Below are 13,700 nucleotides of genomic sequence, written 5' to 3'. Positions count from 1 at the left end.
AAATTACTCGATTAAAAGGTAGGAGCGTCTGCGAGCATCAAGCCAGCTTCATCTTTAGGTGATAATAATGGCTGCATACCATTTACTAAAGGCCATTGAATCGCAAGGTTAGGATCATTCCATAGAACGCTTTGCTCGAATTCAGGCGCATAATACTTTGTGCACTTATAAACAAATTCAGCAGATTCTGTTGTTACATAAAAACCATGCGCAAAGCCTTGTGGAACCCAAAGCTGCTTTTTATTAACACTATTTAATAGCACACCAACATGCTTTCCAAAGGTTGGGCTATTTTTACGCATATCAACAGCTACATCATAAACTTCACCGGCTATCACACGAACTAATTTACCTTGTGTTTGCTGCGTTTGATAATGCAAACCTCTTAAGATTCCCTGTCTAGATTTGCTGTGGTTATCTTGCACAAAATTCACATCTGCAACATGTTCTCGAAACCAGTCTTCACGAAATGTTTCTAAGAAAAACCCTCGTTCATCACCAAATATTTGTGGTTCTAAGATTTTTACATCAGGGATAGCAGTATCGATTATATTCATGAAAAAACTCTTTTGGAAAGTAAGCTCAACAAATACTCACCGTAACCACTTTTGACTAGTGGAGCAGCCAATTGCTGTAACTGTTGCTCATTGATATACCCCATACGAAAAGCGACTTCTTCTGGACAATTTACTTTAAGTCCCTGTCTTTTTTCTATGGTTTCTATAAATTGTGCTGCTTGTAATAGGCTGTCGTGAGTCCCGGTATCTAACCAAGCCGTTCCGCGTCCCATAATTTCAACATTTAAAGAATTAGTTTTTAAATACTGCTCAATAACATCTGTTATTTCTAGTTCCCCCCTAGGTGAAGGAGCTACCTTATTTGCGTACTCAACAACTTTATTATCAAAGAAATATAAACCTGGAACAGCATAGTTTGATTTCGGTAAGTCTGGCTTTTCTTCTATCGAAATCGCTTTTCCACTTTCATCAAACTCAACAACACCATATGAACATGGATTGGCTACATGGTAACCAAAAACTGTTGCTCCAGACTTTCTAGAAGCGGCTAATTGCAGGGATTTAACAAGGTCGTGACCATAGAAGAGGTTATCACCTAATATCAATGCAACATTGCTACTACCAATAAACTCTTCACCCAGCAAAAATGCCTGAGCTAAACCATCTGGAGAAGGCTGAGCTTTGTATTCAATATTGATTCCCCAGTCTCTACCATCACCTAGTAACTCTTTAAAGCGGTCTAATTCTTCCGGTGTTGTTATGACTAGGATATCATTGATGCCAGCATTCATTAAGGTAGCGATCGGATAATAAACCATAGGTTTATCGTAGACGGGCATAAGTTGTTTACTTACGACTTTCGTTAATGGGTAAAGGCGAGTACCGCTACCACCCGCTAAAATAATACCTTTAGTCATATAACTTCCATAATAATAACACCTGAACTTCAGGCTTAACTTAAAAAATAATGATATAGAGTTAGTTACAAAATAGCGCCTAATTACCAAGCACTTTCTTGCTCCCTAAAATAGTTTTTTCCTAAAACAATAAGAATACCAATTAAGATGCCAAACAAGCCCCCTACAACGCATATAAGCGCTCTTTTTGGACTGACTCTTTCTTCTGGAACTAATGCAGGGTCAATTGTTTTGAAAACATACTCATCTCGAACTTCAGCAAACATAATTGTTTTAGCTTGCTCCTCGATAAGCTTAAATAATACTGTTTTAATATCTGCAACTTTCGTGCTTTCAATTTGTTGCTTTAAAAATTCAGTGCTTTTGACTGCTTCAGCTACATCTCGTTCTTTCATATCTTTGTTAATATCTTCAATGAGCCAAACAACCCATTGTTGAGCAATGTAAGGCGAGATATGTTCAACAGAAATTGTAACCATACCAGTGTCTTTTGAAGAGTTTATATAGACGATCTCCTTAAACTCTTTATAAGCTTCTTGTAGTGATGGCTTTGGCTTAAATGGAGGTTCAACATCCCTGACCCAAGTGTTTTTTTGGGCATCATAGATATCGTCATCATAGGATATAATATTCGCTTCATATGACCAATCTTTAGCAGCCATTAAATCTAGCAAAATATTATGACTCTCAATGAACTCACTTGTAAATTTTCTAGATTTTAATACTTCAATTGCTAGTGCTGACTTATCAGATGAACCGGCACCTAAATCAATTCCAGCCATACTAGCTAGACCACCAAATTGGCCTGTAAGCGCAGCTAGACCACCTTCTCCTTGACCACTATCCGCAGGAAAAAGTAATGCTTCTGCTTTATAAATATTAGGAAGGCTAAGCGCTAAGGCAATAGATAAGCACGTAAAAATGACAGTTACTATTGCAATTATTAACTTGCCTTTCCAAATAGTTAAGAAAAAGCCTTTAAGATCTACGCCTTCATCTTCAGCGTACATACTTTGTTGAATATTCTGTGAGTCCACACTTCTTTCCATTGGTAAGTTATCTCATTTATTTAAAGTTACTGAAATTAAATGCTCGGTAACTGTTAAATTAAATACCGCTTATAGCGGCTACTGCTACACCTAACTGATAAACGATCTGTGTTGCAGTGCTCCACAATGTAAGTTTATCCATATGGCTTGCATCCATTGGTATTACGATAGTATCGCCAGGTTCTAACTGCTCTGAATTATTAGCCGCAAACCAGCCACCTGTATTTGGGATTTCCACTGAGCCATTAGCTTTAATTATATAAATACTGTCTTCATCAGCGCGCTCTTTAAGGCCCCCGCTTAAACCAATGTAGTCATCAACGCTAACGCCAGCTTTATATAGGTGTGATGTTGAGTAGTTAACCTCACCGATCACACTGATTGAATCACGCTTACTAGGTACATATAAAACATCACCGTCTTGAAGTACTAAGTTTTGTTTGTTTTCAACAATGAGCGGTAAGTCAATAACTAAACGCCCAACGGCTTCAACACTTGCTAAATCATTTAGAAGCATATTCATTTCTTCATACGAAAGAGTGCTGCTACTTACTGAATTTTGAAAGCTTTTTGATGCAATATCACGACGTAGTTCTGTAGATAAACGGGCTAACTGCTCTTGCTCTTGTTCTTTTATAGAAGCTCGCGTAAATACTGCTGCCTTTTCCTCTGCAAACTCAGAGAAACCGCCTGCACGCTCTAACAACTCTGTTAATGTTTCGCCGCGACTGATAGTGTACGTACCAGGGAATCTAAGTTCACCTTTAAGCTTTACCTTTACGTTTTCTTGCCAATTAGGTATGGCGAACACATTGATGCTGTCTCTGCTTTGTAGCGTGATATTACTTCGTAAATCGCCACGCATCGCACTTTCAAGATCTAAGCGTAAGTGCTCAATTTGTGAGCCGTCGTTTTTAACAATCCGCGTTATCTCTGCCTGTTTTACGTAAGCAGACTCTAACAACCCGCCAGCAGCAGTAACCAAGTCACGCACATCACCATCTATCATTAATGGATATATGCCTGGGAATGTAACATTACCGCTAATTTCAACAAGTTGTACAGCTTGGTCAATAGATGCTTGTTGTTTGAGTTTAGCCAGAATGGGCGCTAAAAGATTGTGTCGACTAAATAAAGCATATTCATCAAATTTAGTTTCAAGTTCAGCATTTTTTTGCTTTAAATCAATATATTTTTCAAACTCTTTTTGCTGATATTTATGCCATTGCTCAGCCTTAAGCTGTTGCTCTTGCTGCTCTTGGCTTAAGGCCATATTAGTAAGTGCTGAATTTTCAGCTTCTTTTTCTTCAAAACGGCTAAACACTATGATTTTATCATTAGCTTTTAATTCTAGGTTGTTTTCAGGGTTTTTAATAATGGCTTGTGCTACATCAAATTGGTGCGCTTCTATGTCACCATTTATATTAATTTCGCGAATAACTAGGCCGTAGCTTAAATCTGCTTGTGGAAGCAAGTCGCCACGTACTGATTTTAAAACATCGGAAATACGCTTACTTTGATACCATTGATAATTACCCGGACGCGCTACAGCCCCAATTAAGCTAATAGAGTTTTGGTATTGTGAGCTTACAGAGTTAAAACGTACACGGTCGCCATCTTGCGGAGTGTAGTTAATTTGTGGCTTCGTAAAGTCTACTGATAGCACTTCTTTACGATCAAAGTTAAAACGCTCTACCACAGCATTCCTAGCATAAGCACCTGCTTTAAGGCCTCCTGCCATAGTGAGTAACTCCTTAGCCGTTTCACCTTTTTGAAGTTCAAATATCGCAGGGCGTTTTACTAAGCCATCTACTGTAACTTGTGCACCCACTGGTGGGACGAAAACAACATCTCCAGGTTTTAAAACGATGTCGTTGCTGCTGTCACCTTTAATTAGTAAATCGTAAAGGTCGAAATTAGCCACTGTCTTACCAGCGCGTTTTACTTGTATGTTACGTAATGATGCAATTTCCGACACACCGCCACTTACAAACAAAGCATGAGTAACTGTTGTTAAAGACGATACGCTGTAACTACCTGGTTTATAGGCTTCACCTAATACAAGTATGCGCATACTGCGCAGCTGACCAAGTGATATAAAGGCTTTTATACCTATCACTTCTTGCTCAACTTTTACTTTTATTAGTTCTTTTACTTCGGAAAATGTTAAGCCTGCAACTTCTACGGGGCTTAAATCAGGTATGCTGATGCGCCCTTCACGGTCAACTGTTACATCAAAGCTATCGCTTTCTTTTCCGTAAAAGTTAATCCTTAGCTGATCACCTGGGCCTACCATATAAGTATCGGGGACGGCGGTATTCTCACTTGGCATAAAGGTTGTAGGTTCGCCAGCAAATAACTCATAGCCGTATGGTTTTAATTCATCAGTTTTTGGCTCAAAGCGCTCTTCGTCCGTTAAATCTTCTTGTTCTTGTTCTTTTTCTTTACGTTCACCAATAGTAGATTGCTGCTTATCAACATTTTCACTGTTTGATTGGTTAGCGCCGGTGATCGTAGAAATATCTACACCATATTGTTTTGCTAGGGCTTCTTGCTGAGCTTTTGGCAGCTTTTTAAATTGCTCAATTTGAGACGCTGTTGGCGTAAAAGCCAAGGTACTAAAACTACAAAGTAGAATAAAAGCACTAATAAATTGTATAAAAACTTTCACGAGTAGGTATATCCCTAGGTCTACAACCAAAATTGATGTGTATCATACATTAATTTTGAGCAAATAAAAAAGGGACATTCGTCCCTTTTGTCACTTTAGTGTCATTAAGTTAGTTACATTGGTTAAAAACTGTAAACTAACGTAAATGATGTTTCAGTATCTGTACTTTCTTTGTCGTCAGCAACATCTGAGTTGTTAGTGACATTAAAAGCGACTTTCATTTGTAATGAGCCATTTATTTTTGCAAGCAATGCAGTTTCTGAACGAGTTTTAGTGTTTGTATCACCGTACTCAACAGCAACTAATTGAGTAAAACGTGCATTCTCAGAAATTTGCCAGTTGTAATCTAACTTACCCAAGGCAATTACTTCGCCTTCAAATTCACCAGCAAGAGAGTTACCGTTGTCATCAACTTCAGTGCTGTCATCTGGGTATTCAAAGTATTTATAACCAGGACCAATTTCAGCACTTAGCCACATAGTTTTTTCGTTTAATAAACGTAAACCGTAACCTGCAGAAATTACTGACTCACTTCTATACGCTCCAAAATAATCTGAAACGTGTGAACCATAAATGAATAAATGAGAATGATCTTCATTTAATTTGTAATTACCTTGTGCAGAAATTGAATACTTCTCGTTAGTGCGCTGCTTGTTTTTGTCACCATTAGCATCTTCAACTTCATCTTCTTTGTAGATGCCGTCTAGCTTGTATTCGTTGTTCCAGTGTTCAAGATTGTGCTGAACTTTGATGCCACCTTTAAGTGTGGTCGTTTCTGTATTACCACTTGTGACAATAGCACCTAGTTCACTGGTAACTTCCCATGTTCTTTGTTCTGCGTCTGCAGCAAATGCGTTTGTTGCAGCAGAAGCCGCAACTAAAACTGATAAAAGCTTTAATTTCATTAAAAAATAACCTTTGTATAAATGTACATCTATTTTATTAAAGCATTACTTGTTAGAGCAAGCTAAACAACTAAGTAATAATGTAAAAAATTTTCATGCAGCAAATACCGCATGAAAATTTTATGTTTAATAGCTCTTTAGCACTATAACAATTAAAGATAACTTTAATTAAATAACTATTTAAAATTAGTCTTGCTTGTGAAAGTGAACATCCATTTGTGGAAATGGGATAGTAATATCTGCATCATCTAATGCGATTTTAATATTTTCCATTAATGACCAGTAAGTAGGCCAATAATCAGCAGCGTTAACCCAAGGGCGAACAATAAAGTTAACACTTGAATCGCCTAACTCATTTACAGATACATTGTAAGCTGGATCTTTAAGTATGCGTGTTTCTGCATCTAATACAGATTTTAATACTTCTTTTGCGTGACGTAAATCAGCATCGTAGCCAACACCAATAACTAAATCGATACGACGAGTAGACTCTCGTGAGAAGTTAGTAATAGCACCAGACATTATTTGAGAGTTTGGTACGATAATTACTTTGTTATCTGGAGTACGTAGTTCAGTTGAGAATATTTCGATTTTTTTAACCGTACCCATTTTATTACCTGCTTCAACAAAGTCACCAGACTTAAATGGACGAAGTAAAATAATTAGTACGCCTGATGCGAAGTTAGATAATGAACCTTGTAATGCTAAACCAACAGCTAAACCGGCAGCACCTAAAATAGCAATGAACGAAGTTGTTTCAATGCCAATTTGCGAAAGTGCCATTAAAATAGTTACAGCAAATACAAGTGTGTACACAATACTTGAAACAAATGAACCGACAGCTTTATCTACTTTCTTTTTAGCAAAACCTTTTTCAGTTAAGTTAGAACAAAACTTAGCAACACGACTACCAAGTAAAAAGATAACAAGCGCAACAACTGCTTGTATACCGTAGTGTAAAATTAGGCCTGAGTTATCGTTAAGCCAATTAAGTACTGAATCCATATTTACTCCAAATGTTTTTTATTAAGCGTTTCGGGCATTATTATACATTAATTTACAATTTATTCTCATGAAATAATGAATTAATACTATTAAATGCAAGTATATTCGATTTTTTAGAGGTATTTATGCGATAAAACATAGCCTACCTTGAAAAAATATTAACGACTAAAGACTAATTATATTTGCCTGATTTAAATTATTTTAATTTATTTCACTTTTAGGCTTCACAACAATTATTATTTTATGTATTATGCGCGCCACACCAAACGAGGTGTGTGTAGTGGCGGTTGTAGCTCAGTTGGTAGAGCCCCGGATTGTGATTCCGGTTGTCGCGGGTTCAAGCCCCGTCAATCGCCCCACTTTTTTCCTAGTAAGCCTCATATTTATACCCTATTAATTATCCTATTATATAAATTCTAAAACCTGCTACTATATTAACCTTACAACACAATTATTCATACTCTAGTTAAACCCACTAATTTACAAATCTCACGCAGCGATTAAATCATCCCTAGATAAAAAATTTCAACCCACAAAGCTCAACACCCCCTAATTAGTAATAACACTTAATAAACAAGTGTTTAATTCCAATTCGCTTAATTAAGTGTTCTATTTTGAGGATGGAAAAACATGTTGATAGCTTGGCAAAAAATTCGCTATTTAGTTGTTCTCGGCAATTGCTACTGCATTGCTCTACCTTCTGCATCCATGCAGTCGTAAATGAGAATTTTTAACACAGGTAGCGACACGTTTAGCCCCGCAAAATGACTAAGTATTATCGCGGATTGGTATAACTCATTACTTATCTACAATTAATTAACCAATGTGACTGTATTAACTATACTTAGCTACAAAAAGTGGTAGGTTTCTAATGTTGGCATCACTTTTTACAAAACATCAAACTTCTACTGGGATATAAAATTAAACATGATTAAACAGGTTTTAAGAAATTTACTGTGTAGTTGTTTAGCTGTAATGAGCTTTAATTCATTGGCTCAAAGCAATGATGAATTCAATAAGCTATTGATTGAGCTTCAAAAATTAGTTTCTGAAAAAAAATACACTCAGGCTTATCAAAAAAGTAATAGCGAATACCAGTACCTGGGCGAACCCGTATACGACTTTTTATTAGGGGTCAGTGCACTTAAAACAGGGCATGCGGCGCCAGCTGTATTTGCCTTTGAACGCGTGGTTGAAAATAATCCTAGATGGTATGAAGCTCGCTTGTACTTAGTTCGCGCTTATTTAACAGTTAATAATTTACCTGCTGCCGATACTCAAGCTTTAATACTAATCAACTCACCTGACACACCTAATAATATAAAGTCTTCTGCACAGTCATTGCTAGAAACTGCTGCACTTAAGCAACAAGAGGCTGGACGCTCTTATAAACAAAATATTGAGCTTGCCCTTGGCGTAGATGGCAACGTAAACGCAGGTACTGCAGAAAATACGATTATAATTCCTAATATTGGTGAGTTTTTGTTATCGCCAGAAAGTAAAAGTACGCAGGACAACTATGCACGACTTAATTACAGAGGAAAGTACTCTCACCCTATTGATCAAAAAAGCTTAATCACTTTAAGTATTGATACCGGGTGGTACAAGTTTGAAGAACTCAGTCAATACGATCGTATAAATGCGCACATTAATGCCGCCTATCAATATAAACAAAATGACATAAGTTGGTTTGCACGAGTTGCTACCACTCCGTTGATGCTTGATGGCGAACTTTATCGTACTGAATCAGCTTTAACGGCCGGAGCTAATTTTACGCTAAATAAACAAGTTAATTTATTTAGCTCTTTGACTGCAGGTGTTTTAAACAATAGATTTGATGAAAAGCTCGATAACTCATTTTATGCGATAAATACAGGTGCTAGCTATGCAGCTAAAAATTGGTTTCAAAGCTTAAGCATTAACGCTAAAAGCGAGGAAGCTGACATTACTGAGGGTGAATTTAATAGCCGTAATATTACGAGCTTGTACTACCAAGTGAACACTCAGTTGGCTCAACATTGGCAGTTGTTATCTCTTGCTGGATACCAATGGATTAATTATAAAGATGATCACCCTTTATTTTTACAAGAACGTGCCGATAACCTCTTTATGTTCTCAACTTCTGTTCGCTACTTAGTTAATCGCGATTTAGCCATACTGTTGGCTGCCAACTATCAAGATAAATCCAGTAATATTTCTTTATTCGAATATGACCGTTTAGATATAAATTTAAGCGCTTCTTACTCATTTTAATTTAAGGTATTTATGAAACATTTACTCCCTGTAATTACCACTTTACTTTGTGTAAGTTTTTATACACAAGCAAACGACCCTGCTGGTAAAACTATTTTAGCACGAGGCTCTGTACTCGCGGTTGATGGAAGCAATGAACAACAACGACAGTTGCAGCGCAGAGATACTGTTTTTGGCGTAGATCGCATTACGACTGGAGAGAAAAGCAAAGCGCAATTTTCGATGTTGGATGGTGGTTTAATAGCCTTAAAAGAAAACTCAGAATTAAATATTGCTAACTACGAATTTAATGACAATACCCAACAAGGCTCTGCTTCTATTGAGTTACTTAAAGGCGGTTTGCGCTCTATTTCCGGCGTAATTAAAAAAAATGGTGGCTCTTATAGTGTAAAAACTCCCGTAGGCTCTATTGGTATACGCGGAACGCATTTTGAAGTTCAGCTGGTTAAAGGCGATGTATTTTTAGCGGTATGGGATGGCGCAATAGATTTAACGTTAGAAAATAATAACGTGGTTTCTTTGGGTGATAACGAAGCATTTTCGTTTGCACAAATTACAGCCACTGGTGAAGTCTTTAAAACAACACGTGCGGCACGTGTGTTTGATCAAAATATAGTAGCAATTGATCCTAAAGACGACAACGAAGAAGAAACTGAGCAAGCATCGGTAACTGAAGTTGAAGTAAATGCTTTTGAAGCAGATACAGGTGTTATGGATATATATTCTGAACAACAATTTCAAACTGTTAGCAGCGCATCTTTAGTCGATCAAATAGCTCAGCGCCAAGGTGTATTTAACTATGAAGTATCAAGCTTTAATGTAAATTCGAGTGTGGGTGCTGTTACTGACTTTGCTATGACTATGGCAGTTGATTTTGATAATGGCACCGTGCCTGATGGCGAAATTAGTTTTAATGACGCCGGTGGAAATTGGTATGCAGCTTACAGCGGCTTAATAAATTTAAGCGAACTTGAACTGGCCGTTACATTTGCATCCCATGGTAACAATAAAGCCGAGGGCGATGTTGATGCAATATTTTTGAATGACTTAGACAACATTACTGGCAACTTTAATCTTAACGAAATAAATAATCCTGATGTAAATGCTAGCGGCTCTTTTAAATTAGAACCATAAACACATTGGATACAAAGCTTTTATTATGGAGTATTTAAAATGACAGCAAAAAATATATTTTTGCTTGGTTCTATGGTGTTTTTGTTAAGTGCCTGTGGAGGCTCAGAAGAAAGCCCCACTCAAGAGGCAATACAATCACCTACGGCTGAAGTAATACCGCCAACGGTGACTAGCTATATAAATTTGGCTGGTGTTATAGCGAGTAATCAAACCAAGAGTACAAAAGTTTTAGGTGCTGTCACTTCAAGTAGAGGAGTTGTTGGAGCAAGTTTAGCTAATACTCGCGCTAATATTGTTTTTCCACAAACAAACGACACCGTACAAGGTAATGTTTCTTTTTTACTTGAAGCTTCGGATACTGATGGCATTGCTGAAGTTAATTTAGTGCTCCCTAGTGTTAATAAAAGCATATCACTGTGTTCTTCTGATTGTGGTGTTGGCTACGAAAAGTCAATTATAGGCCTCAGCCCTGCACTTTATGGCGTAATTCCTGGGGAAATACGCCTTGAAATATGGATAACTGACACTTTAAATAATCAGGTACTTGCTGATGCAATCACTTTTAACTGGCAACCATATCAAATTGAAGGTGTTACAGCACACCGAGACGAAGATAATATTAATCTTTCGTGGCAAGCCAACCCCGAACTTAATCGTTACAACGTTTATATTGCAACTCAAGCTGGAGTCACATCTACTAACATTAATGAATTAGAGAATGGGCAACAATTTTTAAGTATTCAAGATACTGCATTAAGCATTACCGAGTCACTTACAGATAAAAGTTATCAAGTACTTATTACCGGTGTTGATGGCAGTGGTGAAAGTGGTTTTGCTAATATAATAAATATAGCGCCAGTGGGTGGAGAGCTTGCATTTGCACCAAAGGCAAATGCCGATCAGTTTCAGATAAGTGAAGATCAAACTCTGCAAGGTAACATGCTAACAAATGATACGAATCAATACAGTGGCGATTTACGTATAAATGCAGATGCATTAATTCTACCGCAGCATGGCACTCTTAATATAAATGAAAATGGGGATTTTGCTTATATCCCTATTGCAAACTTTAATGGTGAAGATGCCTTTAGCTATCAAGTTGCTAACGAGCTAGGTATGACAGATACCGCAGTTGTAGAGATAACCATTTTAGCTGTTAACGACGCTCCTATTGCGCTTGATAATACTTACAGCATTACAAACAATGGAACCTTAGTTGCCCTATCGCCAGGCTTACTTATAAACGATAGCGATATAGACTTAGATGACTTAACTGTTGATACAACGCCGGTTAGCGAACCAACAAGAGGACAATTAACCCTTTTTGATAATGGTGGCTTTGAATACCAAGGCGAGCAAAATATGCAAGGCCAAGACAGCTTTCAGTACAGAGTTGTTGATGCACAAGGTGCTCAGGCTATTGCAAATGTAACCATTGTAAGTTCAAACACTAACGTCGCCCCTGTAACAAAAAATGATAGCTATAGTTTAAGCGAAGATGAAACACTTGTTGTTACAGCAGCCAATGGTGTGCTTAGTAACGATACTGACCCAAATAATGACAGTTTTTCAGTTGATGAAACGTTTATGGTGGCACCCACACATGGCCAACTATTATTAGCAACTGATGGCAGCTTTAGTTATGTGCCGGATGCTAATTTTAATGGTGTTGATCGATTTCAATATCAAGCTATAGACTCATTAGGTGCAACCTCTACAGCCACAGTAACTTTAGTAATAAACAGCGAACCCGATATCCCTGTTGCACAAAATGATGCCTATCAATTTAGCAAAAATAAACTATTTGAAGTAACAGTACAAAATGGCTTGTTAATTAACGACTTTAATATTGAGGCTGGCGATTTATCGGTCAGTACCACCGCAATTAATGCAACTCAAAATGGGGAACTTACATTAAATGCTGATGGCTCGTTTACCTATCAGCCAGACTTAGGTTTTATTGGTGTAGATAGCTTTACCTATTCAATTTCAAATGAGCAAGGCTTAACTGCAACAGCTCAAGTAACCTTAAGTGAAAGCGGCGTTAATACTTTTCCAGAAGCCAATGACGATCAATATACGTTAGACGAAGACAGTTCTGCCTCTTTATTAGATGTGCTAGCTAACGACACTGATGCAGATGGCGATACAATTACTATTTCTAATATAGAAAATACTGCTGGTGAAGTGGCTATTGTAAACGAGCAAATTGAGTTTACTCCACCAGCTAACTTTTCAGGTGAAATAGTACTAACTTATACCATTACTGATGGTTATAGCACTGGTAATGAAGGTATAAACGACAGAACAGCAAGTGTGACGATTACTGTTACACCCGTTAATGATGCCCCTACTGCAAATGCTGACTCAGCAACGATGAACGAAGATGCTCCTGCGTTATTAGTTAACGTATTAGCTAACGACTCCGACATTGACGGCGATACTCTTGTGATAACAGCCGCTACTGCAGATAGAGGTTCTGCATCTGTTGTTGATAATAAAATCCAATATACGCCTGCTCCTAATACAAATGGAACCGCAATTATTAACTACACAATAAGTGATGGTAACGGCGGTACTGCAACTACTAACTTAACAATTACTATTATTCCCGTAAACGATGCTCCAATAGCAAACGCAGACTCAGCTACGATAGATGAAGATGCAGCGCCAATACTAATAAACGTATTAGCCAATGACTCAGACGTGGATGGCGACAGCCTTACCATGAGCGCAGCATCAGCTAATATTGGCTCTGTATCAGTGGTTGGCAATCAAATTCAATATATACCGGCAGCCGACGACAACGGCTTAGCAACAGTTACTTATAATGTTAGTGATAGCAATGGCGGCGCCAGTACAGCAACGTTAACTATCACTATTACACCTGTAAATGATGCTCCAATAGCAAATGCTGACACGGCAACTATGGCGGAAGATGCAGCGCCAATACTGATAAACGTATTAGCCAATGACTCAGACGTGGATGGCGACAGCCTTGCCATAAGCGCAGCATCAGCTGATATTGGCTCTGTATCAGTGCTTGGCAATCAAATGCAATATACACCGGCAGCCGACGACAACGGCTTCGCAACAGTTACTTATACTGTAAGCGATAGCAACGGCGGCGCCAGTACAGCAACGTTAACTATCACTATTACACCTGTAAATGATGCTCCAATAGCAAATGCTGACACGGCAACTATGGCGGAAGATGCAGCGCCAATACTGATAAACGTATTAGCCAA

Annotated in this window: 9 protein-coding genes and 1 tRNA gene; 4 read left to right on the top strand and 6 right to left on the bottom strand. The window is 37.9% G+C overall.

From position 1 onward, the window contains the following. Positions 1-11 precede the first annotated feature (11 nt). The 6 genes from rfbC to H5088_RS05000 form a co-directional block, all read right to left on the bottom strand. Complete coding sequence (gene rfbC / locus H5088_RS05025; RefSeq protein WP_182752340.1) at positions 12-557, bottom strand: dTDP-4-dehydrorhamnose 3,5-epimerase; 546 nt, start codon at positions 555-557, stop codon at positions 12-14. Further along, a complete protein-coding gene (gene rfbA / locus H5088_RS05020; RefSeq protein WP_182752339.1) occupies positions 554-1,435 on the bottom strand; it encodes a glucose-1-phosphate thymidylyltransferase RfbA in 882 nt (293 codons plus the stop codon). Before rfbA ends, rfbC begins: the two co-directional genes overlap by 4 nt. A gap of 83 nt (positions 1,436-1,518) precedes the next feature. After that, positions 1,519-2,484, bottom strand: coding sequence for a Wzz/FepE/Etk N-terminal domain-containing protein (locus H5088_RS05015; RefSeq protein ID WP_182752338.1), 966 nt, complete (start codon positions 2,482-2,484; stop codon positions 1,519-1,521). A 58-nt stretch (positions 2,485-2,542) separates the two neighbouring features. Continuing rightward, positions 2,543-5,155: an SLBB domain-containing protein gene (locus tag H5088_RS05010; RefSeq protein WP_182752337.1), complete on the bottom strand. Its 2,613-nt coding sequence runs from the start codon at positions 5,153-5,155 to the stop codon at positions 2,543-2,545. Between the two features lie 122 nt (positions 5,156-5,277). After that, positions 5,278-6,060: a YdiY family protein gene (locus H5088_RS05005; RefSeq protein ID WP_024596589.1), complete on the bottom strand. Its 783-nt coding sequence runs from the start codon at positions 6,058-6,060 to the stop codon at positions 5,278-5,280. Positions 6,061-6,246: 186 nt separating this feature from the next. Then, positions 6,247-7,065, bottom strand: coding sequence for a mechanosensitive ion channel family protein (locus H5088_RS05000; RefSeq protein ID WP_002958438.1), 819 nt, complete (start codon positions 7,063-7,065; stop codon positions 6,247-6,249). 283 nt (positions 7,066-7,348) lie between these two features. On the opposite strand from H5088_RS05000, the gene H5088_RS04995 reads away from it, so the two are divergent. The 4 genes from H5088_RS04995 to H5088_RS04980 form a co-directional block, all read left to right on the top strand. Continuing rightward, positions 7,349-7,424, top strand: a tRNA-His gene (locus tag H5088_RS04995). Between the two features lie 568 nt (positions 7,425-7,992). Beyond that, the gene (locus H5088_RS04990; RefSeq protein ID WP_182752336.1) at positions 7,993-9,318 is read left to right on the top strand and encodes a hypothetical protein; all 1,326 of its coding nucleotides are present in this window, start codon (positions 7,993-7,995) and stop codon (positions 9,316-9,318) included. A 12-nt stretch (positions 9,319-9,330) separates the two neighbouring features. Next, the gene (locus tag H5088_RS04985) at positions 9,331-10,452 is read left to right on the top strand and encodes a FecR domain-containing protein (RefSeq protein WP_182752335.1); all 1,122 of its coding nucleotides are present in this window, start codon (positions 9,331-9,333) and stop codon (positions 10,450-10,452) included. Between the two features lie 39 nt (positions 10,453-10,491). Continuing rightward, a partial coding sequence (locus H5088_RS04980) for an Ig-like domain-containing protein (RefSeq protein WP_182752334.1) occupies positions 10,492-13,700 on the top strand: 3,209 nt, incomplete at its 3' end.

Origin of the sequence: Pseudoalteromonas sp. SR43-3 (assembly GCF_014163875.1) — a bacterium.
Lineage (GTDB): Bacteria > Pseudomonadota > Gammaproteobacteria > Enterobacterales > Alteromonadaceae > Pseudoalteromonas > Pseudoalteromonas distincta.
Note: the sequence above shows the minus strand (reverse complement) of the source record. Positions and strands in the feature narration are given on the sequence as shown.